This is a genomic window from Streptomyces sp. Z26 (genome assembly GCF_003665095.1).
Taxonomy (GTDB): domain Bacteria; phylum Actinomycetota; class Actinomycetes; order Streptomycetales; family Streptomycetaceae; genus Streptomyces; species Streptomyces phytohabitans.
The window spans coordinates 4,110,424-4,136,006 of the sequence record NZ_RCHV01000002.1; the positions used below are offsets into that span (position 1 = coordinate 4,110,424).

21 protein-coding genes are annotated in these 25,583 nt (G+C 74.7%); 17 read left to right on the top strand and 4 right to left on the bottom strand.

Features of this window, described 5'->3' with window-relative positions:
* Positions 1–8: 8 nt before the first annotated feature.
* The 3 genes from D7M15_RS18335 to D7M15_RS18345 all read right to left on the bottom strand — a co-directional run bounded on the left by D7M15_RS18335 (position 9) and on the right by D7M15_RS18345 (position 6,796).
* Complete coding sequence (locus D7M15_RS18335) at positions 9–2,201, bottom strand: bifunctional aldolase/short-chain dehydrogenase (RefSeq protein WP_121520970.1); 2,193 nt, start codon at positions 2,199–2,201, stop codon at positions 9–11.
* Between the two features lie 5 nt (positions 2,202–2,206).
* Positions 2,207–3,373 (bottom strand): L-rhamnose isomerase, encoded by a 1,167-nt coding sequence (gene rhaI, locus D7M15_RS18340; RefSeq protein ID WP_121518507.1) that lies wholly within the window; start codon positions 3,371–3,373, stop codon positions 2,207–2,209.
* Between the two features lie 198 nt (positions 3,374–3,571).
* A complete protein-coding gene (locus D7M15_RS18345; RefSeq protein WP_121518508.1) occupies positions 3,572–6,796 on the bottom strand; it encodes a family 78 glycoside hydrolase catalytic domain in 3,225 nt (1,074 codons plus the stop codon).
* Positions 6,797–6,999: 203 nt separating this feature from the next.
* On the opposite strand from D7M15_RS18345, the gene D7M15_RS18350 reads away from it, so the two are divergent.
* The 10 genes from D7M15_RS18350 (at position 7,000) to D7M15_RS18395 (ending at position 17,953) form a co-directional block, all read left to right on the top strand.
* Positions 7,000–8,565, top strand: coding sequence for a sugar ABC transporter ATP-binding protein (locus tag D7M15_RS18350; RefSeq protein WP_121518509.1), 1,566 nt, complete (start codon positions 7,000–7,002; stop codon positions 8,563–8,565).
* Positions 8,562–9,623, top strand: coding sequence for an ABC transporter permease (locus D7M15_RS18355; protein ID WP_121518510.1), 1,062 nt, complete (start codon positions 8,562–8,564; stop codon positions 9,621–9,623). The genes D7M15_RS18350 and D7M15_RS18355 overlap by 4 nt, the downstream gene beginning before the upstream one ends.
* Positions 9,624–9,688: 65 nt before the next feature.
* Positions 9,689–10,684, top strand: coding sequence for an ABC transporter permease (locus D7M15_RS18360; RefSeq protein ID WP_121520972.1), 996 nt, complete (start codon positions 9,689–9,691; stop codon positions 10,682–10,684).
* 45 nt (positions 10,685–10,729) lie between these two features.
* On the top strand, positions 10,730–11,860 hold the full coding sequence (gene rhaS, locus D7M15_RS18365) for a rhamnose ABC transporter substrate-binding protein (RefSeq protein ID WP_121518511.1): 1,131 nt from the start codon (positions 10,730–10,732) through the stop codon (positions 11,858–11,860).
* 15 nt (positions 11,861–11,875) lie between these two features.
* Complete coding sequence (locus tag D7M15_RS18370; RefSeq protein WP_121518512.1) at positions 11,876–12,205, top strand: L-rhamnose mutarotase; 330 nt, start codon at positions 11,876–11,878, stop codon at positions 12,203–12,205.
* A gap of 47 nt (positions 12,206–12,252) precedes the next feature.
* A complete protein-coding gene (locus D7M15_RS18375) occupies positions 12,253–13,800 on the top strand; it encodes an L-fucose/L-arabinose isomerase family protein (protein ID WP_121518513.1) in 1,548 nt (515 codons plus the stop codon).
* Positions 13,801–13,815: 15 nt separating this feature from the next.
* Positions 13,816–14,820, top strand: a complete 1,005-nt coding sequence (locus tag D7M15_RS18380) for a LacI family DNA-binding transcriptional regulator (RefSeq protein WP_121520974.1) — start codon at positions 13,816–13,818, stop codon at positions 14,818–14,820.
* A 223-nt stretch (positions 14,821–15,043) separates the two neighbouring features.
* Complete coding sequence (locus tag D7M15_RS18385; RefSeq protein WP_240649681.1) at positions 15,044–15,445, top strand: TIGR02611 family protein; 402 nt, start codon at positions 15,044–15,046, stop codon at positions 15,443–15,445.
* Between the two features lie 134 nt (positions 15,446–15,579).
* Positions 15,580–17,211, top strand: a complete 1,632-nt coding sequence (locus D7M15_RS18390) for an MDR family MFS transporter (RefSeq protein ID WP_121518515.1) — start codon at positions 15,580–15,582, stop codon at positions 17,209–17,211.
* An 85-nt stretch (positions 17,212–17,296) separates the two neighbouring features.
* Complete coding sequence (locus tag D7M15_RS18395) at positions 17,297–17,953, top strand: TetR/AcrR family transcriptional regulator (RefSeq protein ID WP_240649363.1); 657 nt, start codon at positions 17,297–17,299, stop codon at positions 17,951–17,953.
* A 21-nt stretch (positions 17,954–17,974) separates the two neighbouring features.
* Here D7M15_RS18395 and D7M15_RS18400 read toward each other — a convergent pair whose 3' ends face one another.
* Positions 17,975–18,172: a DUF397 domain-containing protein gene (locus tag D7M15_RS18400; RefSeq protein WP_121520978.1), complete on the bottom strand. Its 198-nt coding sequence runs from the start codon at positions 18,170–18,172 to the stop codon at positions 17,975–17,977.
* 311 nt (positions 18,173–18,483) lie between these two features.
* Between D7M15_RS18400 and D7M15_RS18405 the strand changes: the two genes are divergently transcribed.
* The 7 genes from D7M15_RS18405 to D7M15_RS18435 all read left to right on the top strand — a co-directional run bounded on the left by D7M15_RS18405 (position 18,484) and on the right by D7M15_RS18435 (position 25,552).
* Positions 18,484–20,001: an NAD(P)H-hydrate dehydratase gene (locus D7M15_RS18405; protein WP_121518516.1), complete on the top strand. Its 1,518-nt coding sequence runs from the start codon at positions 18,484–18,486 to the stop codon at positions 19,999–20,001.
* A 108-nt stretch (positions 20,002–20,109) separates the two neighbouring features.
* Positions 20,110–21,084, top strand: a complete 975-nt coding sequence (locus D7M15_RS18410) for a L,D-transpeptidase family protein (RefSeq protein ID WP_240649364.1) — start codon at positions 20,110–20,112, stop codon at positions 21,082–21,084.
* 72 nt (positions 21,085–21,156) lie between these two features.
* Entirely contained in the window at positions 21,157–22,413 is a 1,257-nt protein-coding gene (gene alr / locus D7M15_RS18415; RefSeq protein ID WP_121518517.1) for an alanine racemase, read from the top strand.
* Positions 22,410–23,705, top strand: coding sequence for an alpha/beta hydrolase (locus D7M15_RS18420; RefSeq protein ID WP_121518518.1), 1,296 nt, complete (start codon positions 22,410–22,412; stop codon positions 23,703–23,705). Before alr ends, D7M15_RS18420 begins: the two co-directional genes overlap by 4 nt.
* On the top strand, positions 23,644–24,204 hold the full coding sequence (tsaE, locus tag D7M15_RS18425) for a tRNA (adenosine(37)-N6)-threonylcarbamoyltransferase complex ATPase subunit type 1 TsaE (RefSeq protein ID WP_121520982.1): 561 nt from the start codon (positions 23,644–23,646) through the stop codon (positions 24,202–24,204). Before D7M15_RS18420 ends, tsaE begins: the two co-directional genes overlap by 62 nt.
* 182 nt (positions 24,205–24,386) lie before the next feature.
* Positions 24,387–24,596 carry a hypothetical protein gene (locus D7M15_RS18430; protein ID WP_121518519.1) on the top strand — a complete coding sequence of 70 codons (210 nt, stop codon included), beginning with the start codon at positions 24,387–24,389 and terminating at the stop codon, positions 24,594–24,596.
* A gap of 137 nt (positions 24,597–24,733) precedes the next feature.
* Positions 24,734–25,552 (top strand): heparin lyase I family protein, encoded by an 819-nt coding sequence (locus D7M15_RS18435; RefSeq protein WP_121518520.1) that lies wholly within the window; start codon positions 24,734–24,736, stop codon positions 25,550–25,552.
* Positions 25,553–25,583: the final 31 nt, after the last annotated feature.

Sequence of the window (25,583 nt, forward strand, 5' to 3'; positions counted from 1 at the left end):
GTCCGGCCTCAGCGGAGGAACGCCGCGGCGACGCCCGCGTCCACGGGCAGGTGCGCGCCCGTGGTGTGGGTGAGATCGCCGCCGGTGAGGGCGAAGACGGCGTTCGCGACGTGCTCCGGCAGCACCTCGCGTTTGAGCAGGGTGCGTCCGGCGTAGTACGCGCCCAGCTCCTCCTCCGGCACCCCGTACACCGCCGCGCGCCGCGCGCCCCAGCCGCCCGCGAAGATGCCGGAGCCGCGCACGACGCCGTCCGGGTTGACGCCGTTGACGCGGACGCCGTACGTGCCCAACTCGGCGGCCAGCAGCCGCACCTGGTGCGACTGGTCGGCCTTGGCGGCGCCGTACGCGATGTTGTTGGGTCCGGCGACGACGCCGTTCTTCGACGCGATGTAGACGATGTCGCCGCCCATGCCCTGCGCCACCAGCACGCGGGCCGCCGCGCGCGAGGTGAGGAACGAGCCGCGCGCCATGATGGAGTGCTGCCGGTCCCAGTCCTCGGCGGTGGTCTCCAGCAGCGGCTTGGACAGCGAGATCCCCGCGTTGTTGACGACCAGGTCGACGCCGCCGAAGGCGAGGACGGCCGCCCGCAGTGCCGCCTCGACCTGCTCCTCCTCGGTGACGTCCACGGTGACGGCGACGGCGGTGTCCGGGCCGCCCAGCTCCCCGGCGACCGTACGGGCGCTGTCCGCGTCGCGGTCGGCGACCACCACGCACGCGCCCTCCGCCGCGAGCCGGTGCGCGACGGCCCGGCCGATGCCGGAGCCGCCGCCGGTCACCAGCGCGACGCGGGCGGCGAGCGGCTTGGGCGCGGGGCGGCGGCGCAGTTTGGCCTCCTCCAACTCCCAGTACTCGATGCGGAACTTCTCCGCCTCCTCGATCGGCGCGTACGACGAGACCGCCTCGGCGCCGCGCATGACGTGGATCGCGTTGACGTAGAACTCGCCCGCCACGCGCGCCGTCTGCTTGTCCCGCCCGTACGTGAACATGCCGACGCCCGGCACCAGCACCACCGCCGGGTCGGCGCCGCGCAGGGCGGGGGAGCCGGGGACGGCGTGCCGCTCGTAGTAGGCGCGGTAGTCGGCGCGGTACGCCTCGTGCAGCTCCCGCAGCCGGGCCGCCGTCTCGTCGTACGGGGTGTCGGGCGGCAGGTCGAGGACGAGCGGGCGGACCTTCGTACGGAGGAAGTGGTCCGGGCAGGACGTGCCGAGGGCGGCGAGCCGGGGGTGTTCGGCGCGGGAGACGAAGTCCAGTACGGGCGCGCTGTCCGTGAAGTGCCCGACCTGCGGGTGGTCCGTCGACGCCAGCCCGCGCAGCAACGGCGCGAGGGCGGCGGCGCGTTCGTGGCGCGCGGCCTCGGGCAGCGGCGCGTACCCGGGGAGGACCGGGCCGAACGGCTCGGGCCTGCCGCGTTCCGCGAGGAAGCGTTCGGCGGTACGGATGAGGTGCAGCGAGTTGCGTTCGCACTCCTCGGCGGTGTCGCCCCAGGCGGTGACGCCGTGGCCGCCGAGGACGCAGCCGACGGCGTCCGGGTCGGCGTCGCGTACGGCGGCGATGTCCAGGCCGAGTTGGAAGCCGGGGCGGCGCCAGGGCACCCAGGCGACGGTGCCGCCGAAGCACTCGGCGGTGAGCCGTTCGCCGTCGGCGGCGCAGGCGAGCGCGATGCCGGAGTCCGGGTGCAGGTGGTCGACGTGGGCGGCGTCCAGCAGGCCGTGCATGGCGGTGTCGATGGACGGCGCGGCGCCGGGGCCGCCGGAGACCGCGCCGCGCCCGTACAGGCAGTGGTCGAAGGCGGCGACCATCTCGTCCTCGCGGTCCACCCCGGGGTAGCGGTCGCGCAGGGCGCGCAGCCGGTCGACGCGGAGGGCGGAGAGGCCGTCGGCGGTGAGGGTGCCGAGGTCGCCGCCGGAGCCCTTGACCCACATCAGCGGCACGTCGTCGCCGGTGACGGGGTCGGGCACGGTGGCCTTGGCGGAGGCGTTGCCGCCCGCGTAGTTGGTGTTGCGCGGGTCGGCGCCGAGCCGGTGCGCGCGCGCCAGCAGCGCCGCGACCTCCGGGTGCGCGCCCCCGTCCCCGGTCCCGTCGCCTGCCGTCGTGTCCGCCACCGTCACCCGCGCCGCCTCCCGCGCCCGTCCCGTACCCGTGTCCGTGTCCGTACCCGTGTCCGGGGTCGCTGGCCCCGGTTCCCGTGCCGCCTCCGCCATGCCCGTCACGCCCCCCAGCCGGCCTGCTGCCCGTCCGCCCGTTCGGCGGTGATCCGCTCCGCCCAGCCGGAGCGCGCGTACGCGGCCATCGGGTCGGGGTCGATGCCCAGCCCCTCCCGTACGGTCGCCAGCAGCGGCCGTACGTCCGTGTTGTACGCGTCCATCAGCACCGCGTTGGCGCCGAGCACGTCGCCGGAGGTCTGGGCGGCGGCGAGCGCGGCCGGGTCGACGAGGAGGGCCTTGGCGGTGGCCTCCTGCACGTTCATCACCGAGCGGATGATCGCCGGGATCTTCGGCTCGATGTTGTGGCACTGGTCGAGCATGAACGCGGTCTGCGGGCCGAACCCGCCGCCGCGCACCACCTCGTACATCAGCCGGAACAGCTGGAACGGGTCGGCGGCACCCGCCATCAGGTCGTCGTCGGCGTAGAAGCGGGAGTTGAAGTCGAAGCCGCCGAGCCTCCCCTCGCGCAGCAGCGTCGCGACGATGAACTCGATGTTGGTGCCCGGCGCGTGGTGCCCGGTGTCGACCACGACCCGCGCGCGTGGGCCGAGCTTCAGGCAGTGCGCGTACGCGGTGCCCCAGTCGGGGACGTCGGTGGCGTAGAAGGCGGGCTCGAACAGCTTGTACTCCAGCAGCATGCGCTGCTCCGGGCCCAGCCGCGCGTACACCGCGGACAGCGCCTCCGCGAGCCGGTCCTGGCGGCTCCGGAGGTCATCCTGGCCGGGGTAGTTGGTGCCGTCGGCGAACCACAGCTTCAGGTCGCGGGAGCCGGTGGCGTCCATGATGTCGACGCACTCCAGCAGGTGGTCCAGGGCCTTGCGGCGGACGGCGGGCTCGGGGTGCGTGACGGAGCCGAGCTTGTAGTCGTCGTCCTGGAAGACGTTGGCGTTGATCGTGCCGACGCGTACGCCGACGTCGCGGGCGTGCGCGGCCAGCGCGGCGTAGTCGGGCACCCGGTCCCAGGGGATGTGCAGGGCGACGACGGGGGCGACGCCGGTGTGCTCGTGCACGCGCGCCGCGTCGTCGAGCTTCTCCTCGGGGGTGCGCGGGACGCCGGGCTGGGCGAACACCTTGAAGCGCGTACCGGAGTTGCCGTACGCCCACGAAGGGGTCTCGATCCGCTGGGACGTGAGCGCGGCCGTGACGGCCGACAGGTCTGGGGCTGGCATGCGTCTCCTCGTACGGAACCACGGTGGGGGCGGGCGGATCGGGCGGAAGGACGGAGGGTCGGCGGGCGGGGAATGAAACGATTCAGGCGCGTTCCGGGAAAGCTAACCCCGCAGGTGACCCCCGTCAAGGCGCGGTACGGCGCCGGTCGTTGGGACTCACGGGCGTACGGGACCGGCCCCGTACGCCCGTACGCCGTGTCAGTCGCGCCCCGTACGGAACCGGTGGCTGCCCGACCCCACGGCGAACACCGCGCAGCCCTCCGCCGCCCGTACGAAGCGCGCGCCCCCGCCGCGCGCCACGTCCCGTTCGCGCGCGGCGGGCACCCACACCTCGGCCGTCGTGTTGACCGGCACGGACACGGTGAGCGCGAACGCGTCCGCGCCGTCCCACGTCCAGCGGGTGGCCACCGGCCCGTACGGGGACGCGAACCGGCCGCTGGCGGACCGGACCCCGCCGCCGGGCCGGGGCCGTACGACGATCTTCCGGAAGCCGGGTTCGCCGGGCGCGATGCCCGCGACGTGCTGGTACATCCACTCGCCCACGCAGCCGTAGGCGTAGTGGTTGAACGAGTTCATGCCGACGTCCTGGAAGTCGCCGTCCGGCGTGATCGAGTCCCAGCGTTCCCACATCGTGGTGGCGCCGTGGTCGATCTGGTAGCCCCAGGACGGGAAGGTGCGCTGTTCGAGGAGCCGGTACGCGACGTCCGTACGGCCCGCCGCCGTCAGCGCGGGCAGCAGCCGGGGCGTGCCGAGGAAGCCGGTCGACAGGTGGTCGTCGCGGGCCGCGATCAGCTCGGTCAGCCGGTCGGCGGCGGCCCGGCGCGCGGCGGCGTCGGGCAGCAGGCCCATGGAGAGGGCGAGGACGTACGCGGTCTGCGTGTCCCCCTTGATCCGGGCGCCGCCCTCGGTCACGTACGCCGCGCGGAACGCCTCACCGACGCGCGCGGCCAGCCGCTCGTACGGCCCCGGGTCCTCGTCCAGCACGGTGGCCGTGCGGGCGGCCAGGTCGGCGGCGTGCGCGAAGTACGCGGTGCCGACGACGTCCTTGGGGGTCTCGTCGTCGGTGTTGAGCCAGTCCCCGAAGCCCTCGTCGGGCCGCAGCAGCCCGTCGCTGTGCGCCTCCAGGTACGCGATCCACTTCTTCACCGCCGACCAGTTCTCCTCCAGCACCCGCCGGTCCCCGTACGCCTGGTGGAGCGCCATCGGCACGGTGACGCCCGCGTCGCCCCAGCCCGCGACGCCCTTGCCCTCGCCCAGGTAGGGGGCGACGTCGGGGAAGGCGCCCGCGTCGTCCTGGCCGTCGCGCAGGTCGCGGAGCCACTTGGCGAGGAAGCGGGCGGACTCCATGGTGTAGGCGGCGGTGGGGGCGAAGACGTTGATGTCCCCGGACCAGCCGAGGCGTTCGTCGCGGGCGGGGGTGTCGGTGGGCACGGAGAGGAAGTTGCCGCGCTGGCCCCAGGTGATGTTCCGGTGCAGCTGGTTGAGCATGGGCGCGTCGGTGGCGAACTCCATGGTGAACGGCGCGTCCGTGTGCATCACCAGGCCCGTGACGGCCGTACGGTCCGGGGTGCCGGGGTGGCCGGTGACCTCGACGTAGCGGAAGCCGTGGAAGGTGAAGCGCGGCTGGTACGTCTCGGTGCCCGACCCCTTCAGGGTGTACGTGTCGACGGGGCGGGCGGCGCGCAGGTTCTCCACGTACAGCCGCCCGTCCTCGTCCAGCACCTCCCCGTGCCGGAGTTGGACGGTGCGGCCCGCGTCGCCGGAGACGGTGAGGCGGACGCCGCCGACCATGTTCTGGCCGAGGTCGTAGAGGAGGACGCCGGGCTCGGGTTCGGTGACGGAGACGGGTTCGATCTCCTGCGCCACGCGCGTCGGCGCGTCCGTCGCGGCCTCCACGCGGGTGTCCACGCCGGAGACGGCGACGGCCTCCGTCCAGCCGGAGTCGTCGAAGCCGGGGGAGGTCCAGCCGGGGGTCTCGCGCCGCGCGTCGTACTGCTCGCCCATCAGCAGGTCCGCGGTGACCAGCGGCCCGGTGGCCGCGCGCCACCCGCCGTCGGTGGTGATCCGCTCGCTGGACCCGTCCTCGTACGAGACCTCCAACTGGGCGAGGAGCGCGGGGTGTTCGCCGTAGTTGCGCTGGCCGAGCCAGGCGATGTTGCCCGCGTACCAGCCGGGCGCGAGGGTGACGGCGAGGGCGTTGTCGCCCGCGCGGACGGCGTCGGTGACGTCGTGGACCTGGTACGCGACGCGCTTGCGGTAGTCCGTCCAGCCGGGGGCGAGCTGGTCCTTCCCGACGCGCGCGCCGTTGAGGTGCGCCTCGTACAGGCCGAGCGCGGTGACGTACAGGCGGGCGCGCGCGACCGCGCCGCCGGGCAGCCGGAACGCGCGGCGCAGCTGCGCGGGCGACTGCTCGGGCAGCACCTTCCCCCACGGGTCGTCGCCCCAGGCGCCGACGCGGCGCGGCTCCCGCCAGCCGCTGTCGTCGTGGGCCGGGTCCTGCCAGCCGTCGCCGGGCGCCGTGTCCGTCGTACGCCACCCGGCACCGGTGTCGAACCGTACGGTGCCACCGCCGGTCTCCGCCTCCAGCACGGCGAGCAGACCGGCGGCGCCCGGCGCGGAGTTGGCGGCGGAGAGCGCGACGACGTTGGCGCCCTCGCGGAGCAGCGCGGTGACGTCGAACAGCGCGGGATGGCTCCACGCCTTGTGCACCGGGTACGTGTCGCGCCCGCCGATCCGGGTGCCGTTGACGTACGCGGTGAAGCCGTCGTCGACGGACAGCACCAGGCGCGCGCGCCGTACGCCGCCGGGGAGTTCGACGGTGCCGCGGAACCAGCGGGTGGCGGCGGGCACCTGCCCCGGCTCGTCGGCCGGGTGCCAGACCCAGGGCGCGCCGGCGAGGGCGGGCGGGTCGACGAGGGCGGGCGGCGCGCCGATCCACCCGGCGTGCCAGCCGTCCTCGGTGAGCAGCCCGGTCTCCCACCAACTCGGCGTGGACCAGGGGGAGAAACCGCCGCCGTCGTCGCCCCGTACGCGTACGGACCAGTGGTAGCGGGTGCGCGGGGCGAGCGCGGGTCCGTCGTACGGCACGAGCACGGACGCGCGGCCGTCCCGCTCGCCGCTGTCCCAGACGTCGGGGTCGTCGAGGCGGTCGGGGGAGCTGGCGACGCGGATCTGGTAGGCGTCCTGGAGGACGTTCTCGCCGTCCGCCTCCAGCTGCCAACTCAGGCGCGGGCGGGGGGAGTCCACGCCGAGCGGGCGGTCGGCGTACTCGACGGTGGTGCTCCGTACGCGCGGGCCGCCCGCGCCGGGCGCGGTCCCCGGCGGGCGGGGTGCGGCCTGGGCCTCGGCGGCGGCCGGGCCGACGGCGGCGCCCGCGGCGCCGGACGCGGCCGCCGTGGCGAGGAGACGACGTCTGCTGATCATGGACCTGCACCTCCTGGAGCGGATAAAAACGTTTCAGTTCAGTGCGCCAGGAACGTAGAGCCGTCCGGTGCGGCCCGTCAAGACACCCGTCCTGCCGGGTATTTACCTGCCGCGCACCCCCTTGACGGGGCACGGGGCTGCCACTAGCTTCCCGGAATCGAATTGAAACAATTCATTTTCGGTACGTCGGGAGGGACCGCACCATGGCACAGGCCGCACCGGCCGGAGCCCCGGCTCCGGTACTCGCGCTGGAGGAGGTGACCAAGTCCTTCGGCAGCGTGCGCGCGCTGCGCGGCGTCTCCCTCGCCCTCCACGCCGGTGAGGCGCACGCCCTCGCCGGGGAGAACGGCGCGGGCAAGTCCACCCTGATCAAGACGCTCGCCGGGGTGCACCGCCCCGACTCCGGCACCGTCCTCCTCGACGGCGCCCCCGTCACGTTCCACGGCCCCGCCGACGCCCGTGCCGCCGGCATCGCCGTGATCTACCAGGAGCCCACCCTCTTCGCGGACCTGTCCGTCGCGGAGAACATCTTCATGGGCCGCCAGCCGCTCCGCGCCCTCCGACGCGTCGACCACACGGCCGTACGGGACGCCACCGCCGCCCTGCTCCGCCGCCTCGGCGTCGACCTCGACCCGGAGCGGCCCGCGCGCGGACTGTCCATCGCGGACCAGCAGATCGTGGAGATCGCCAAGGCCCTCTCGTTCGACGCCCGCGTCCTCGTCATGGACGAGCCCACCGCCGCCCTCACCGGCACCGAGACCGACCGGCTGTTCGCCGTCGTCGAGGCGCTGCGGAAGGAGGGCGCCGCGGTGCTGTTCGTCTCCCACCGGCTGACCGAGATCTTCCGGCTCTGCCGAAGCGTCACCACCCTCCGCGACGGCGCCCTGGTCGCCTCCGAGCCGCTGGCCGGGCTCACCGAGGACGACCTCGTACGCCGCATGGTCGGCCGCGACCTCGACGCGCTCTACGCCAAGCGTGACACCCGTACCGGCGAAACGGCCCTGGAGGTACGGCGGTTGACCCGCGAGGGCGTCTTCCACGACGTGTCGTTCGAGGTGCGCCGGGGCGAGATCGTCGCCCTCGCCGGGCTCGTCGGCGCGGGCCGCAGCGAGGTGGTGCAGGCGGTGTTCGGCGTGGACCGGGCGGACGCGGGCGAGGTGCTCGTACGGGGTGCCGCGCTGCGCCGCGGCTCGCCGACGGCCGCGATGGACGCGGGCCTCGCGCTGGTGCCGGAGGACCGGCGGCAGCAGGGCCTGGTGATGGAGCTGTCCATCGAGCGGAACATCGCCCTCACCGGCCTCCACACCCTCGGCCGCGGCGGCCTCGTGCGGCGCGCCGCCGAACGGGCCCGCGCCGGGGACTGGGCGGCGCGGCTGCGGCTGCGCTTCGACCGGCTGTCGGACGCCGCCGGGGTGCTCTCCGGCGGCAACCAGCAGAAGGTCGTCCTCGCCAAGTGGCTCGCCACCGAGCCGGAGGTGCTGATCGTGGACGAGCCCACGCGCGGCATCGACGTCGGCACCAAGGCCGAGGTGCACCGGCTGCTGTCCGAACTCGCCGCCGAGGGGCTGGCCGTGCTGATGGTCTCGTCCGACCTGCCGGAGGTGCTGGGCATGGCCGACCGGGTGCTCGTCATGCACGAGGGCCGCCTCGTCGCGGAGCTGCCGCGCGCCGAGGCCACGGAGGAGTCGGTGCTGGCGGCGGCGACGGGACGTACGGGCGCGGTCCGCCGTACGGAAGCCGCCGCCCTCGACGGGGAGGGGACGCCGTGAGCACCGGCACCGGTACGAGCGCCGGGCCCGGCACGGGCACGCCGAAAGCCCTCGGGCCGGACGCGGAGCGCGCCCCGCGCTCCCTCGCGGAGACCGTCCTGCGGGTCCGCGAGCTGAGCATCGGCGGCGCCCTCGTCCTCCTCGTCCTCGGCACCTGGCTGGCCAACCCCTCGTTCCTCGACGGTCAGGGCGTCGAGGACCTGCTGCTCAACTCCGCGATCCTGGTGCTCCTCGCCACCGGCCAGTCCGTCGTCGTGCTGACCCGGAACATCGACCTGTCCGTCGGCTCCGTCGTCGGCCTCAGCGCGTTCGCCTGCGGCAGCTTCGTGTCCGGCTCGGACCACGGCCCGGTCGCGGTGCTGCTGCTCGGTACGGCGCTCGGCGTGCTGTGCGGCCTGGTCAGCGGGGCGCTGGTGAGCTTCGGGCAGGTGCCCGCGCTGGTCGTGACGCTCGGCATGCTCTACGTCCTCCAGGGCGTCGGCCACGCCTGGGCGCACGGCGACCAGATCAACGCCGCCGACGTCCCCGACAGCGTCCTCGAACTGGGCAGCGGCGGCGTCCTCGGCGTCCCGTACCTGCCGCTGATCTCCGCCGCGGTGCTCACCTGCACCGCGTACTACCTGCGGAGCTACCGGGGCGGCCGGGAGCTGTACGCCATCGGCTCCAGCCCGGAGGCCGCCCGGCTGGCGGGCATCCCGCTGCGGCGGCGGGTGCTCGCCGCGTACGCCTTCTCCGGCGCCGTCGCCGGGTTCGCTGGCGCGCTGTGGCTGGCCCGCTTCGGGACGGTCGTGGCGGACGCGGCCAACGGCTGGGAGCTGACCGTCGTCAGCGCCGTCGTCGTCGGCGGCCTCGCCATCACGGGCGGCGTCGGCACCGTCTGGGGCGCGGCGCTCGGCGCGCTGCTGCTCACCACGATGGGCAGCGCGCTCGTCGTGCTCAAGGTGAACCCGTTCTGGGAGCAGGCCATCACCGGCGTGCTGCTGCTGGCCGCGATCTGCGCCGACCGCGTCGTACGGCACCGGACGACCGAGGCGCTGCGGAAGAGGAGGCGGCCGTGAGGCAGGCGGGCGGGAAGGACGACGCACCTGTGCGGGAAGCGGGCGGGGAGGCGGCGCGCGGGGAGGTGGCGGCCGGGCGGCGGCGTACGTACGCGGAACTCCTCCGCTGGGACACCGCGCTCGGCGTCCTGCTCGTCGCCGTGCTGCTGGCGGGCGCGGGCGGCACGGAGGGCTTCGCGGAGACGACGAACCTCTCCGCCGCCCTCAACGACACAGCCGAGATCGCCCTCATCGCCCTGCCGATGACGCTGCTGGTCGTCGCGGGCCAGGTCGACCTGTCCGTGGCGTCCATGCTGGGCCTGTCCAGCGCGCTCGCCGGGTCGCTGTGGGACGCGGGCTGGGCCTTCGAACTCATCGTGCCCGTCTGCCTGTTGGTCGGCCTCGCCGGTGGCCTGCTGAACGGTTGGCTGGTCACCCGCGTCGGGCTGCCCGCGCTCGCCGTCACCATCGGCACCCTCACGCTCTACCGCGGCCTGGCGTCCGTCGTCCTCGGCAACAAGGCCGTCGCGGACTTCCCGGAGACGTACGCGCAGTGGGCCTCGTACACGAAGACCGTGCCGGGGACCTTCGTGCCGTACCCGATCGCGCTGTTCGCGGTGCTCGCCGTGGGCGCGGCGGTGGTGCTGCACCGTACGCGGTACGGGCGGGCGATGTTCGCCATCGGCGCGCAGGAGCAGGCCGCCTGGTTCGCGGGCGTCCGCGTGAACCGGATCAAGCTGGTGCTGTTCGCGCTGACCGGGCTGACGGCCGCGTTCGCCGGGATCGTGCACACCCTGCGGTACGGCAGCGCTCGCGCGGACAACGGGATCGGCCTCGAACTCGTCGTCATCGCCTCGGTGTTGCTCGGCGGCGTCGACTTCAACGGCGGGAAGGGGACGCTCGGCGGCGCGGTCGCGGGCGTGCTCCTGATCGGCGTGCTCAACAACCTGCTGACGCTGAACGACGTGTCCAACGAGATCCAGGTCGTCGTCACCGGCGTGCTGCTCATCGTCTCCGTGCTGACGCCCCGGGTGATCGCCGTGGCCGGTGAGCGGCGGCAGCGCCGTACGGCCGCGACCTGACGCCCGTTCCGTCCCCCCTCTCCTCCCGAGCCCGAAAGGCCCGCCATGCGCCCGCACCCCCGTACCCGAGTCCGTACGCGCACCCGTGCCCGTACGACCGCCCGTGCCCGTACGCTCGCCGCGACCGCCGTCGGCTGCGCCCTCACTCTGGCGCTCGCGGGCTGCTCCGGCACCACCAAGGACGACGCGAAGGACGACGCCGGGAGCGCCAAGGAGGGCGCGCGGAACGCGAAGGCCGACCCGGACGCCCCGCTGAAGGAGGGCCTCAAGCTGGCCTTCCTGCCGAAGCAGATCAACAACCCGTACGAGAAGATCGTGGACGAGGCCGGGATCGAGGCGGCCGGTGAGTACGGCGGGCAGGCCAAGGAGGTCGGCCCGTCCGACGCCAAGGCGTCCTCCCAGGTCAGCTACATCAACACGCTCGTGCAGCAGCGGCAGGACGCCATCCTCATCGCCGCCAACGACCCCAACGCCGTCTGCGGCCCCCTCAAGCAGGCCATGAAGCGGGACATCAAGGTCGTCGCGTACGACTCCGACACCCACAAGGACTGCCGCCAGCTGTTCATCAACCAGGCCAGCTCCGAGGACATCGGCCGCAGCCTGATCCAGCACACGGCGAAACAGCTCGGCCACAAGGGCGAGATCGCGATCCTGTCCGCGACGCAGAACGCGACGAACCAGAACGCCTGGATCGAGTTCATGAAGGACGAGCTGGAGAAGCCCGCGTACGAGGACATGAAGCTGGTCAAGACCGCGTACGGGGACGACGACGACCAGAAGTCGTTCCAGGAGACGCAGGGCCTGCTCAAGGCGTACCCGAAGCTGAAGGCCGTCATCTCCCCGACCACCGTCGGCATCGCCGCCGCCGCCCGCTACATCGGCGGCTCCTCGTACAAGGGCAAGGTCGTGCTCAACGGGCTCGGCACGCCCAACCAGATGCGGAAGTACGTGAAGAACGGCACGGTCGAGCAGTTCTCGCTGTGGGATCCGGAGAAGCTCGGATACCTCGCCTCGTACGCCGCCGCCTCGCTCTCCTCCGGGCAGATCACCGGCCGGGAGGGCGAACGCTTCACCGCGGGCGAGCTGGGCGAACGGACCGTCGGCAAGGACGGCGAGGTCATCCTCGGGCCGCCCACGGTCTTCGACGCGAAGAACATCGACGACTTCGACTTCTGACGGGCGGGGTGCGGCGTGGAACGGGTCTGCTTCCTGCTGCGCGTACGGCCGGACCGGATGGCCGAGTACCGCGCGCGGCACGCCGCCGTCTGGCCGGAGATGCGCGCGGCGCTCACCGCGAGCGGCTGGCGCAACTACTCCCTCTTCCTGCACGACGACGGCCTCCTCGTCGGCTACCTGGAGACGGACGACTTCGCCGCCGCGCGGGCCGCGATGGCCCGTACGGAGGTCGACGCGCGCTGGCAGGCGGAGATGGCGCCGTTCTTCCTGCCGTCCGGCGGGGGCGGCCGTACGGAGGCGGGCGGACCGGCGGCGCCGCTCACCGAGGTGTTCCACCTGGAGTAGCCGCCCGATGCGGGACCGGTGCGGACCGGCGGAGGAAGGGGCAGGGCATGGACGGACGGGACACGTACGGCGAGGGCACGTACGGCCGGGGCACGACCACGTACGACGAGGGCGCGGGCCGACGCCCAAGTGCCGGGCGCCGACCGCGTGTCGGCCTGGTCGCGGGCGGACTCGGCGCGTACTGGCCGCAGTTCCCCGAGCTGCTGCCCCAACTGCGGCGCTCCGCAGCCCGCGTGTCCGAGCGGATGCGCGCGCTCGACGCCGACGTGGTCGACGTCGGCTTCGTCTCCGACGCCCGCGAGGGCGCCGAGGCCGCCGACCGGCTGCGCGCCGCCGACTGCGACCTGATCGTCGGCTTCCTCACCACCTACATGACCGCCACCATGCTGGTCCCCGTCGCCCAACGCGGCGGTGCCCCCGTCCTGTTGGTCAACCTCCAGCCGACGGAGGCCATGGACCACGACGCGTTCGACACCGGGCAGTGGCTCGCGTACTGCGGCGCCTGCCCGTTGCCCGAGATGGCCAACGCCTTCGCGCGCGTCGGCGTCCCCTTCCGCTCCGTCAGCGGCCACGTCGAGGACGAGCGCGCCTGGGACCGTATCGCCCGCTGGACACGGGCGGCGGGCGTACGGGCGGCGCTGCGTACGGGGCGGCACGGGCTGATGGGGCACCTGTACCCGGGGATGTACGACGTGTCGACGGACCTCACGATGGTGCCGGGGAGCTTCGGCGGGCACGTGGAGGTGCTGGAGTTCGACGACCTGCGGGTGCGCACGGAGGCCGTCGGGGAGAAGGAGGTGGCGGCCAAACTCACCGAGGCGCGCGAGGTGTTCACCCTCGACGACTCGGTGGCCGGGGACGATCTGGAGTGGGCCGCGCGCGTCGCCTGCGGACTCGACCGCCTCGTCGGGGACTTCGACCTCGACTCCCTCGCGTACTACCACCGCGGTCTGGACGGCGAGATCCACGAACGGCTCGGCGCGGGCATGATCCTCGGCGCCTCCCTGCTCACGGCACGCGGCGTACCGGCGGCGGGGGAGTACGAACTCCGCACGTCGCTCGCCATGCTGGTGTGCGACCGGCTGGGCGGGGGCGGCTCGTTCACGGAACTCCAGGCGCTCGACTTCCGCGACGGCGTGGTGGAGATGGGCCACGACGGACCCGGCCACCTGGCGATCGGCGAACACCGGCCGCTGCTCCGGGGGTTGGGCGTCTACCACGGGAAGCGCGGCTGGGGCGTCTCCGTCGAACTCGACGTACGCCACGGCCCCGTCACCCTCGTCGGCCTCGGCCAGACCCGCGACGGCCGCTACCGGCTGGTCGCCGCCGAGGGCGAGGTCGTCGGCGGGCCGCTGCTGCGCATCGGCAACACCACGTCGCGCGTCGACTTCGGCGCCGACCCCGGCGAGTGGACGGACGCGTGGAGCGCGAGCGGCGTCGGCCACCACTGGGCGCTCGCCACCGGGCGGCTGCTGCCCGACCTGCGGGCGTTCGCGGACCTCACCGGTACGGAGCTGGTGGAGGTCGGGACGGCCCCCGGGCCCGGTCCCGGTCCCGGCGTCGGGATCTCCGCCGGTCCGCACTGCGTAGCATGAGCGCTCGTGGCGAGCATGGTGGGCATCAAGGACGTGGCGCGGGCGGCGGGGGTGTCGGTCGGCACGGTCTCCAACGTGATCAACCGCCCCGACATGGTCGCGGAGGAGACCCGCGACCGGGTGCGGTCCGCGATACGGCGGCTGGGCTACGTACGCAGCGAGTCCGCGCGGCAACTCCGCGCCGGACGCAGCCGGATCATCGCGCTGCTGGTGCTGGACATGGCCAACCCGTTCTTCGTGGACGTGGCCACGGGCGCCGAACGCGCCGCCCGTGAGGCCGGACTCGGCGTGATGCTGTGCAACAGCGCGCAGAGCGCCGCCGAGGAGGCCGACTACCTCTCCCTCTTCGCCGAACAGCGCGTCCGGGGCGTCCTGGTGACCCCGGTCGACGAGTCCGGCCGCAACCTCGCGGACTTCGACCGGCACGGCATCGCGTACGTCAGCGTGGACCGCGCCGTGCCCAGCGGCACCGGCTGTTCGGTGTCGGTGGACGACGTGCGGGGCGGCGGGCTGGCCGTCCGGCACCTCCTCGACCAGGGGCACCGCGAGATGGCGTACGTCAGCGGCTCCATGGCCCTGACCCAGTGCCGCGACCGTTACACGGGCGCGCTCGGCGTCCTCGCGGAGGCCGGTACGGACGCGCAGCTGCGGCACGTCGAGGTGGAACGGCTCGACGTGGCGGCCGGGCGCGACGCGGGCGCGCGGCTGCTGGGCATGTCGCCCCGGCCGACGGCGGTGTTCTGCGCGAACGACCTGCTGGCGCTGGGCGTGCTCCAGGCGCTGTACGGGGCGGGGGTCGCGGTGCCGGACGAGATGGCGCTCGTCGGCTACGACGACATCGAGTTCGCGGCGGCGGCGGCGGTGCCGCTGACGTCCGTACGGCAGCCCGCGTACCGGATGGGGCGGGCGGCGGCCGACCTGCTGATCGAGGAGACGGGGGACGCGGCGGCGGAGCACGCGCACCGGCGGATCGTGCTCCAGCCGGAGCTGGTGGTGCGGGACAGCAGCATGTCGACGTGACGGGGATCGCGGGCGGACGGCACTTGCGCTATCTGTCACTTAGTGACATCGTCATTAAGTGACAGACGGCTGGTCCGTCGTGTCGCCCGTCGAGCCGTCCGAGGAGCCGATACCCATGCCGCAGCAGACGTCCGCGCCGGTGCGGACCGCCGCCCCGCACCCGGTGGAACCCGCCCGGGACCCCGTTCCGGGCCCCGCCCCGGAGCCCGCCCCCGCCGCCGCCGTGACCGTTTCCGCGACCGTGCCCGCCGACCGGCCGCTGGGGTCCCGGGCGCCCGCCTGCGTACGGCGCTCCCGCGCGCTGCACCTCTGCTGGCAGACGGGCGTCTTCCTCGCGGGCCTCGTCGTCGTGGTGGTCGGCGTCGTCCTGCTGCCGCTGCCCGGCCCCGGCTGGGTCGTGATCTTCGCCGGAATGGCGCTCTGGGCCACCGAGTTCGTCTGGGCCCAGCTGGTCCTCCGCTGGACCCGGCGCAGGGTCACCGAGGCCGCGCGGCGCGCCCTCGACCCGCGCGTACGCCGCCGCAACCTCGCCCTGACCGGGGCCGCCGCCGCCCTCTGCGTGGCGCTGCTGTCGGCCTACCTCCGGCAGTACGGCCTCGTCCTGCCGTGGGCCGTCGACCGCTGAGGCCGTACGCGCCCCCGCCCTCCCCTTAGCGATCCGCCCCGCCCCCGTACGACGGCTGGACTCCCGCCCGTACGGCCCCCGTTCACCCCTGCCGCGCCGCGCCCCGGCGTGCCTTCCCCCTCGTCTGGAGTGCCATGGAACCCGACAACGCCTCCCCGGCGCGTACGGCCGACACCGGGCGCGCGCCCGCGGAGCTGCCCCGCCGACAGGTGCTCCAGACCGTGTCCGGCCTGGTCGTCGGCCTGTTCGTCGCCATCCTCGCGGGTACGGTCGTCGCCAACGCCATGCCCGCGATGATGGCCGACCTCGGCGCCGACCAGTCCGCGTACTCCTGGATCATCACCGCCGAACTCCTCGCCATGACGGCGACCGTCCCGCTCTGGGGCAAGCTCGCGGACCTCTACGACAAGAAGCTGCTCGTCCAGCTCTCCCTCGTCCTCTTCGTCGTCGGCTCGCTGCTCGCCGGGCTCTCGCAGGGCGTCGGGCTGCTGATCCTCAGCCGCGTCATCCAGGGCGTCGGCGCGGGCGGGCTCACCACCTCGACGCAGATCGTGCTCGCGGCGATCATCCCGCCGCGCCAACGCGGCCGGTACGCGGGCGTGTTCGGCGCCGTCTTCTCCAGCGCGACCGTGGTCGGGCCGCTGATCGGCGGCGTCCTCGTCGACACGCCCTGGCTCGGCTGGCGCTGGTGCTTCTTCTTCGGCGTGCCCTTCGGGCTGCTCGCCATCGTCCTGCTCCAGCGCACCCTGCACCTGCCGAGCACCCGCCGCGAGGTGAAGGTCGACTACCTGGGCGCGTTCCTCATCGTGACGGGCGTGAGCGCGCTGCTGATCTGGGTCTCGTTCGCGGGCGACGAGTTCGCCTGGGCGTCCTGGCAGACCGCCGCCCTCACGCTCGGCGGCACGCTGCTGCTCGCGGCGGCCGTCGCCGTCGAGGCCCGCGTACCCGAACCGGTTATCCCGCTGGGCATCTTCCGCAACCGCACCGTGGCGCTGACCACCGTCGCCTCCCTGCTGGTCGGGGTCGCGCTGTTCGGCGGCAGCGTGTTCCTCTCCCAGTTCTTCCAGATGGCCATGGGTGCGTCACCGACGGCCGCCGGTCTGATGAGCCTGCCGATGGTCGTCGGCTCGCTCGCCGCCTCCACCGTCGCCGGGAACCTGATCACCCGCACCGGCCGCTGGAAGCCGTTCCTCGTCGCGGGCGCCGCCCTGACGGCCCTCGGCACGGTACTGCTGGCGACGATCGGCGCGGACACCCCGTTCCCGCTGCTCAGCGCGTACATGGCGCTCCTCGGCACCGGCGTCGGCATGCTCACCCAGAACCTGATCCTCGCCGCGCAGAACGACGTGGACCCCGCCGACCTCGGCGCCACGACCTCCGTCCTCTCCTTCTCGCGCAGCATGGGCGGCACCATCGGTACGAGCGTGCTGGGCGCGGTCCTCGCGCACCGCATCGCCGCCGACCTGTCGACCGGTTCCGGCGGCGCCGGCGATGCCGCGTCGGGCGCCTCCGCGCACAGCTTCCCGGACCTCTCCGCCCTGCCCGCGTCCGCGCGGACGCTGGTGGAGAACGCGTACGGCGACGCCACCGCCGACATCTTCCTCTGCGCGACGCCCGTGGCGGTGCTGGTCCTGGTCGCGGTCCTGTTCGTCCGCGAGAAGCCGCTCCGTACGACGAACCAGGAGCCGGAGACCGGGTCCGGGTCCGGGGCCGGGTCCGGGTCCGTACGGGAGTCGGCGCGGGTCGCGAGTGCGTCGCGAGCGTGACGGCCCGGGGGCGGCGAGCCATGGCATTCCGCGTCACTAAGTGTCAGTATGGGGGAGTATGTGACGGTGTGAGAGAGGTGCGGGAATGGGCGACGTGACGCCGATGAAGCGCAGCGGCATGAGTGAGCAAAGACGGCAGCGCTTGCGGCTGGAAATCTCCCGCGAGGCGGCGCGCATGTTCTGGGAGGACGGCGTCGCCGCGACCAGCGGGGACCGGATCGCGGCGGCGGTCGGGCTCTCGACCCGTACGCTCTGGCGTCACTTCCGCACCAAGGAGAGCTGCGCCGAGCCCATCGTGGCGAAGGGCGTCAGCTGGGTGACTGACCTGCTGCGCCGCTGGCCCGCCGACGTCTCGCTGGAGGACCACGTCACGGCGGAGGGGCGGCGCTACGTACGCGAGACGACCGACGCCGACGCGGCGGACGACGTACTCGCCATGAAGATGGTCGTGCTCTCCACGCGCGAACCCGCCTTGCGCACCGCCTGGTTGATGGCCTGCGACCAGTCCGAGCACGACATGGCCGCGATCGTCGCGGCCCGGCTGCGCCTCCCGCCCGACGACCGCCGCGTACGCCTGCACGCCGCCGCCGCGTCGGCCGCGATGCGCGTCACCAACGAGTGGGTCGGCGCCGCCCTCCTGGCGGGCGCCGACCCCCGCGACTTCGTGGACACGCCCCACCTCGTCGCCCACGCCGTCCGCACGGCGACGGGCGGCGCGTTGGGCGACGCGATCCCGGCCTGACGCCGCTCAGGCTCGGGTGAACTAGCGTGCTGTGACGTGCTGTTGGAACGCCACCCACCCGGCGCGGCCGAAGGTGAGCGCGGGCCCGTCCCCGTGCTGCTTGGTGTCTCGCGCGGCGACGCGACCATCATCGAGGAAGGCGACCTCGACGCAGTTGGCATCCCCGTTGCTGTGGCTGGACTTGCGCCAAGTCACGCCCGTGAGATCTGAACTCTTCACCTTTCGCAGCTCCCTTGCTGTTCGGAGGAGAAGCTCCACAAGCGCCCCGCACCGCCTCGCACGGCAGCAGCGCCTCCCCGTATACGGCTCGTACGTGATGCCGTCCGCCTGAATCCCCGTGCCGAACGGCACCACCGGATGTCGCAACCGGGTTGCCTCTTACGGGTGTTGCCCCCGGGGCGGCCGAAGTACCGCCCCCTTCAGGGCGATCTGAACGGTGGTCCGGCTTGCGCTCCTGGCCCGTGCCGTCACGTACGCGGACGGCGACATCCCGTCGCGCGGGGGCCGGGTCCCTTCGCCACACTGGGGGGATGAGGAATGCGTACAGCGTGGAGACCGTACGGGCCGCCGAGCGGGCGTTGATGGCGCGGCTGCCCGAGGGGGCGCTCATGCGGCGGGCCGCCGCCGGGCTCGCCGCCGCCTGTGCCGGGATGCTGGGGCGGGTGTACGGGGCGCGGGTGGTGCTGCTGGTGGGGAGCGGCGACAACGGTGGTGACGCCCTGTACGCGGGTGCGCGCCTCGCCCGGCGCGGCGCGGGCGTGACCGCCGCGCTGCTCGCGCCGGACCGCGCGCACGCGGGCGGCCTGCGCGCGCTGCGCGCGGCGGGCGGCCGCGCCGTACCGGCGGCGGAGGCCGCGCCGTACGTCGCGCGCGCCGCGCTGGTCCTCGACGGGATCACGGGGATCGGCGGCCGGGGCGGTCTGCGGCCGGAGGCGGCCGAACTGGTGCGTACGGTCCGGGAGTTCGGCGTCCCCGTGGTGGCCGTGGACCTGCCGAGCGGGGTGGACGCCGACACGGGCGAGGTGCGCGGCGAGGCGGTACGGGCGCACGCCACGGTCACGTTCGGCGCGTACAAGCCGGGGCTGTTGGTCGATCCGGCGCGCGCGTACGCGGGTGCGCTGCGGTTCGTCGACATCGGCCTCGGCCCGTACCTGCCGACCGGGCCCGACGTCCAGGCGCCCCAACACGCGGACGTGGACGGGCTGTTGCCGCGCCCGACGGCGGAGAGCGACAAGTACCGGCGCGGGGTCGTCGGCGTCGCGGCCGGTTCCGCGCGCTACCCGGGCGCCGCCGTCCTGGCCGTCGCGGGGGCGCTGCGGGGCGGCGCGGGCGCGGTGCGGTACGTGGGGACCGGCACGGACGCCGTCGTACGGGCCTTCCCGGAGGCGCTGGTGTCCGCCGACGGCCCCGCGCGGGCGGGCCGCGTCCAGGCGTGGGTCGTCGGGCCGGGCCTCGGTGACGGGCCGCAGGCGCGTACGGCGCTGGACGAGGTGCTGGCGGCCGACGTGCCGGTGCTCGTGGACGCCGACGGGCTGCGGCTGCTCGACCCCGACGCCGTACGCGCCCGTACCGCGCCGACCCTCCTCACCCCGCACGCGGGCGAGGCCGCCGCGCTGCTCGGTACGGCGCGGGAGGAGGTCGAGGCGCGACGGCTGGCGTCCGTACGGGAGTTGGCGGTACGGCTGCGGGCCACGGTGCTGCTGAAGGGGTCCACGACGCTCGTCTCGCCCGCGCCCGCGCCCGCGCCCGCGCCCGCGCCCGGCGGTGACGGCGGTGACGGCGCGTCCCCGGTGCGGGTGAACCCGACCGGCACCGGCTGGCTGGCCACGGCGGGCAGTGGCGACGTGCTGTCCGGGCTGACCGGCGCGCTGCTGGCGGCGGGCCTGGCGGCGCCGGAGGCGGCGTCGGCGGGCGCGTACCTGCACGGCCTCGCCGCCCGCCTCGCGGCGCGGCCCCCGACCGCCTCGACGGTGGCGGAGGCACTGCCCGAGGCGTGGCACTCGGTGACGGGTACGGGCGCGGGAACGGGCACGCGTACGACCGGCTGACCGCACGGGCGCCGTGGCGTGGGCCCGGTGGGCGAAAACGTGGGCCGCCGGGGTGGAAAGGCGGGACCACCGCGCGCGGCGTCGCCCCCGCCCGTGCATGCCTGGACCGTGCCCACACCACGCCCGGCCCGCGGACTCCGCGCGGCCGTACTCGCCGTCGCGACCGCCGTCCCCCTCCTCCTCGGCGCCACCGTCCCGGTCGCCCCCGCCACGGCCCCACCGGCGCCCATGCCCGCCACCGGATCCGCACCCGCCGCCCGCCCGGTGCCCGAGGACGCCCTCGTGCCCGGCCAACCGCCCGCGCCCACCCGGCCGTACCAGCGCGGCACCCCCGACCAGGGCGCGTACCCGCCGAACGGCGCCCCGGCGGAACGCGACGCCCGCCGGGACGGCGCCCGTACGCCCGGCGCCGCGTACGCCGCGCCCCGCGCGCTCGTCGAGTACGTGCCGCCCGGCGAGCGGGCACGCTCCGGCGCCACGCGCAAGCCGCGCAAGGCGCGCTGCTCCCGCTCCACCGGCCCGTACCAGCGCAAGGTCGAGCGCTACCTCAAGCTGCGGCCCGACGGACGGCAGTCGCCGTCCGACTGCCGGGCCATCCGCGCGTACCAGGCCGCCGTCGGCATCCACCCCGCCAACGGCTTCGCCGGGCCCGTCACCTGGCGGGTGATGACCCTCCGCTGGGCCCGCAAGCACCCCGACCGGCTGCACGGCTGCCCCAGGTCGCGCGCCCGCGTCGTGTGCGTGGACCTGAACCGCCAGCTCCTGTGGGTCGCGCGGAACGGCCGGGTGGTCTTCGCCCCCGTGCCCACCCGCACCGGCAGGCCCGGCTACCCGACGCGTACGGGACGGCACCACGTCACGCACCGCGTACGGCACGAGAGGTCGCGGATCTACGGGTCGCCGATGCCGTTCAGCCAGTACTTCGACGGCGGGCAGGCGATCCACGGCGTGTACGACGACCTGTACGCGACGTCCGGTTCGCACGGCTGCGTCAACCTGGAGTACCAGGACGCCGCCCGGCTGTGGAAGCTGCTGCGTACGGGCGACCGCGTGCACGTCTGGGGCCGCAAACCCCACCCGTAGCGCCCGGCCGCCCGCCCCCTCCCCGTACCGGGTGCGGGGAGGGGCCGCGGGCGGTGTTGAGAGACTGGGCGGATGAACGACCAGTCCGCCGCCGCTCACGCGCACGTGCGCGCCCGCGCCGAGATCGACCTCGGCGCGGTCCGCGACAACGTCCGCGCGCTCCGCGCCCGCGCCCCCGGCGCGGAGCTGATGGCCGTCGTGAAGGCCGACGGCTACGGGCACGGCATGCTGCCCTGCGCCCGCGCCGCCCGCCGCGCCGGGGCGACCTGGCTCGGCGCGGCCGTCCCCGAGGAGGCCCTCGCGCTCCGCGCGGCGGGCGACCGGGGGCGGCTGCTGTGCTGGCTGTGGACGCCCGGCGGCCCCTGGCGGGAGGCGATCGAGGCGGACGTCGACGTGACGGCCGGGGGCGCCTGGGCGCTGGACGAGATCGTGGCCGCCGCCCGCGCCTGCGGCCGTACCGCCCGCGTCCAGCTGAAAGCCGACACGGGCCTCGGCCGCAACGGCTGCCCGCCCGCCGACTGGCCCGACCTGGTCGCCGCCGCGCGCGCGGCCGAGGCGGAGGGCACTGTACGGGTCACCGGCGTGTGGTCCCACCTCGCCCGCGCCGACGAGCCGGGCGACCCGTCGATCGCGGCCCAACTCGACGCGTTCCGCGAGGCGTTGGCGACCGCCGAACGCGGCGGGCTGACCCCCGAGGTACGCCACCTGGCGAACTCGGCCGCGACGCTCACCCTCCCCGAGACGCACTTCGACCTCGTACGGCCCGGGGTGTCGGTCTACGGCCTGGCGCCGTCGCCGGAGGTCGGCACCGCCGCGGACCTGGGGCTGCGGCCCGCGATGACGTTCAGCGCGTCGCTCGCGCAGGTCAAGCGCGTACCGGCCGGGCACGGCGTGAGCTACGGGCACACCTACACGACGCAGGGCGAGACGACCCTCGCGCTCGTACCCGCCGGATACGGCGACGGCGTGCCCCGGCACGCGTCCGGCACCGGGCCCGTACTCGTCGGGGGGAAGCTGCGGACGATCGCCGGGCGCGTCGCCATGGACCAGTTCGTGGTGGACCTCGGCGGGGACACGGCACACGCCGGGGACGAGGCCGTGCTGTTCGGGCCGGGCGACCGGGGCGAACCGACCGCGGCGGACTGGGCGCGGGCGGCGGGCACCATCGCGTACGAGATCGTCACCCGCGTCGGCGCCCGGGTGCCCCGCCTCCACGTGGGCGACGACGTACCGGCCGCCGCCGGAGGGCATGGCGCGCGCGGTGCGGGGGACACGACAGGTGACGGGGGCACGGGGGACCGTGCCGGCACGGAGGGCTCGCCGGAATGACGGGACAGCCGAACGGGGGCGGTGGAGGTGGCGCGCATGGCGGCACGGGAACGGGTTTCTTCGGGGCCGGGTGGGTCCGGCACGCGGGCGTGGCGGGAGCTGCCGTAGGGCTGCTCGCCGCGGGCGTCGCGGCGGAACGCCTGACCGTGAACCGCGCCGTGCGCCGCAAGGCGCGCGCGGAGCTGGACGCGGCGGGCCCGTACGGCACGCTGCGCGGCACACCGGGCACCGCCGTCGCGGACGACGGCACGGAGCTGCACTACGAGGTGGAGGAGGCCGAGGAGGACGCGGCCCGCACGGCGGGCGTACCCGGCGTCACCGTCGTCTTCTCCCACGGCTACTGCCTCAGCCAGGACTCCTGGCACTTCCAGCGCGCCGCGCTGCGCGGCACCGTCCGCTGCGTCTACTGGGACCAGCGCAGCCACGGCGGCTCGGGCCGCGCCGAGGCCGGGGAACCGGTCAGCATCGACCGGCTCGGCCGCGACCTGAAGGCCGTGCTCGACGCGGCGGTGCCGGACGGCCCCGTCGTCCTCGTCGGGCACTCCATGGGCGGCATGACGATGATGGCGCTCGCCGACCAGTACCCGGCGTACGTCGCGGAACGCGTCGTCGGCGTCGCCTTCGTCGGCACCTCCGCGGGCGGCCTCGCGGAGGTCACGTACGGGCTGCCCGCGGTGGGCGCGCGCGCCGCGCGGTGGGCGCTGCCGGGCGTGCTCAAGGCGCTGGCGGCCCAGACGGAGCTGGTGGAACGGGGGCGGCGGGCGACGGCGGACCTGTTCGCCGGGCTGGTCAGGCGGTACTCGTTCGGCAGTCCCGGGGAGGTCGACCCGGGAGTGGCGCGCTTCGCGGAACGGCTGATCGAGGCCGTACCGGTGGACGTCGTCGCGGACTTCTACCCGGCGTTCAGCGAGCACGAGAAGGCCGCGGCGCTCCCGTACTTCGGGGACGTGCCCGCCCTCGTCCTCGCGGGCGACCGCGACCAGCTCACCCCGCACGGGCACAGCGAGCGGATCGCCGCCGCGCTGCCCGGCGCGACGCTCGTCGTCGTGCCCGAGTCCGGGCACCTGGTGCTGCTCGAACGCCCCGAGGTGGTGGACGAACAGCTCGCCGCGCTGCTCGCCCGCACGCGTACCATCCGGTCGCATGGAAGCACCGCACCACCGGTCGGCGCCGGAACGGACCGCGCCGGAACGGACAGCAGCCCGTCAGGACGTGGCGGACACGGCGGACATGGGGGACGCGGCGGGCCGGGCGCCGTCCGGCGGCCCCGCGCGCGCCGCCGTCAGCGTTGACACCCCGGAGCGCATGCGCGAGCTGGGACGGCGCCTCGCCGGGCTGCTGCGGCCCGGCGATCTCGTACTGCTGACGGGGGAGTTGGGCGCCGGGAAGACGACGCTGGCGCGCGGCCTGGGCGAGGGGCTGGACGTACGGGGGGCGGTGACGTCCCCGACGTTCGTCATCGCGCGCGTGCACCCGCCGCTGGGGGACGGCCCGGCGCTGGTGCACGTCGACGCGTACCGGCTGGGCGGCGGCCTGGACGAGATGGACGACCTGGACCTGGACGTGTCCCTGACCGACTCGGTGGTCGTGGTCGAGTGGGGCGAGGGCAGGGTCGAGGAGCTGTCCGAGGACCGGCTGCACGTGGTGATCGACCGCGCGACGGGCGCCGACGCGGCGACGGACGCGGGCGCGGGTACGGACGGCGCGGACGCGGCCGACGTACGGCAGGTCGCCGTGACCGGGGTCGGCGTGCGCTGGGCGGGCGCGGACCTGCGCGCGTTGGAGCGCTGAGCGCGGCCCGGCTCCCCGTACGCGCCGGGGCGGGCGCGCGGCGCACGTGTGCGACGCCGCGCGCGGGGAAGGTCTCCGACAGGATGCCGACAGGGCGTCGGCAAGCAGTTGCGTACGCGCCCGGAGCCGTGGTCCCATGGAGGCCGGAGCTTGGTTAGGTCTACCTAACTTCAGGAGGGCACATGGCGGCTGGAGAGCGGGAACACCCGCGTACGCACAGGCAGCCGCAGTCGTCCCCGTCGATAAGCGAGGTCCTGGCGTCCTGCGCCGCTGCCGACGCCGTGTCCACCCCGCCGGAGCGCCCGGCCCGGCAGCCCGACGCCGAGCAGGCCCGCGACGGTGACGACCGGGGCACCGGACCGGGCGGCGCGCAGCGCAGCCGCGCGGCGTAGGCGCAGCCGGGGACCGGGGGGACGTCGCCCGGGGAGTCGGTGGCGGTCGTGTGAGGGCGTGGGCGCACGCGTTGACCGTCGTCGCTTCGACGACTTCACTGCTGTCCGCCCCTTCCCCCACAGCCGAAGGACGGACCATGGCTCCCCCACAGCCCACTCCCCGTCGCCGCGTCCTGGGCTACGCCCTCGCCGTCCTCCCGGCCGCCGCCCTCACGGGCCCCGGCCCCGCCTCGGCCGCGTCCCGTACGCCCGTGTCCACGTCCCGTACGCCCATGTCCCGTACGACCGCGTCCGCACGTGCGGGCGCCCCCGTCCCCGAGATCGACGTCCTGTGGTCCACGGACTTCAGCGACGGCTGGAGCGGCTGGCTGGACACCCCGTGGAACGACCAGCCGCAGGGCGAGGTCCCGCGCCCGGTCGTCGTGGACGCGCCGACGGGCCAGGGCAGGGCGGGCCGCTTCCACCTCGAAGGCGGCCAGCAGCGCAACGAGTCGCAGCCCGACGCCGCGCAGAGCATCGGTGAGGGCGACACCCTGATCGTCCGGTTCACGGACCACCTGGAGGACGGTTTCCCCGTCGACACCGACGCCTGGCAGGTCGTCATGCAGTTCAAGAACGAGGGCGAGGGCTCGCCGCCCTGTGAGATCAAGATCGGCAACGGCGTGTACGCGCTCGACGGCGACAGCGGCGGCTGGCACGTCGACATTGGCCCGGCCGAGACGGGCCGCCCCATCGACATCACCGTCCGGATCACGTTCTCCGCGGACCCGGCCACGGCGGTGATCGACGCCTGGTACGGGGAGGAGCAGACGGTCACGGCGTACCACCCGGAGGGCGCGGGCACCCTCTACGACGGCCTGACCAGCTACCTCAAGACGGGCCTCTACCGCGACCCGTCGATCGGGGAGGCCGGTACGCGCCTGCTGAGCAGCCTGGTGATCGGCACCCCCGCCTGACCCCGGCGACCGCGCCCGTGCGCGCCGGTAC

Coding starts and splice junctions, on each gene's coding strand:
- alr (WP_121518517.1), top strand. CDS start 21,157: ATGAACGACCAGTCCGCCGCCGCTCACGCGCACGTGCGCGCCCGCGCC.
- rhaI (WP_121518507.1), bottom strand. CDS start 3,373: ATGCCAGCCCCAGACCTGTCGGCCGTCACGGCCGCGCTCACGTCCCAG.
- D7M15_RS18405 (WP_121518516.1), top strand. CDS start 18,484: ATGAGGAATGCGTACAGCGTGGAGACCGTACGGGCCGCCGAGCGGGCG.
- D7M15_RS18390 (WP_121518515.1), top strand. CDS start 15,580: ATGGAACCCGACAACGCCTCCCCGGCGCGTACGGCCGACACCGGGCGC.
- D7M15_RS18380 (WP_121520974.1), top strand. CDS start 13,816: ATGGTGGGCATCAAGGACGTGGCGCGGGCGGCGGGGGTGTCGGTCGGC.
- D7M15_RS18345 (WP_121518508.1), bottom strand. CDS start 6,796: ATGATCAGCAGACGTCGTCTCCTCGCCACGGCGGCCGCGTCCGGCGCC.
- rhaS (WP_121518511.1), top strand. CDS start 10,730: ATGCGCCCGCACCCCCGTACCCGAGTCCGTACGCGCACCCGTGCCCGT.
- D7M15_RS18350 (WP_121518509.1), top strand. CDS start 7,000: ATGGCACAGGCCGCACCGGCCGGAGCCCCGGCTCCGGTACTCGCGCTG.
- D7M15_RS18395 (WP_240649363.1), top strand. CDS start 17,297: ATGGGCGACGTGACGCCGATGAAGCGCAGCGGCATGAGTGAGCAAAGA.
- D7M15_RS18375 (WP_121518513.1), top strand. CDS start 12,253: ATGGACGGACGGGACACGTACGGCGAGGGCACGTACGGCCGGGGCACG.
- tsaE (WP_121520982.1), top strand. CDS start 23,644: ATGGGGGACGCGGCGGGCCGGGCGCCGTCCGGCGGCCCCGCGCGCGCC.
- D7M15_RS18430 (WP_121518519.1), top strand. CDS start 24,387: ATGGCGGCTGGAGAGCGGGAACACCCGCGTACGCACAGGCAGCCGCAG.
- D7M15_RS18435 (WP_121518520.1), top strand. CDS start 24,734: ATGGCTCCCCCACAGCCCACTCCCCGTCGCCGCGTCCTGGGCTACGCC.
- D7M15_RS18335 (WP_121520970.1), bottom strand. CDS start 2,201: ATGGCGGAGGCGGCACGGGAACCGGGGCCAGCGACCCCGGACACGGGT.
- D7M15_RS18420 (WP_121518518.1), top strand. CDS start 22,410: ATGACGGGACAGCCGAACGGGGGCGGTGGAGGTGGCGCGCATGGCGGC.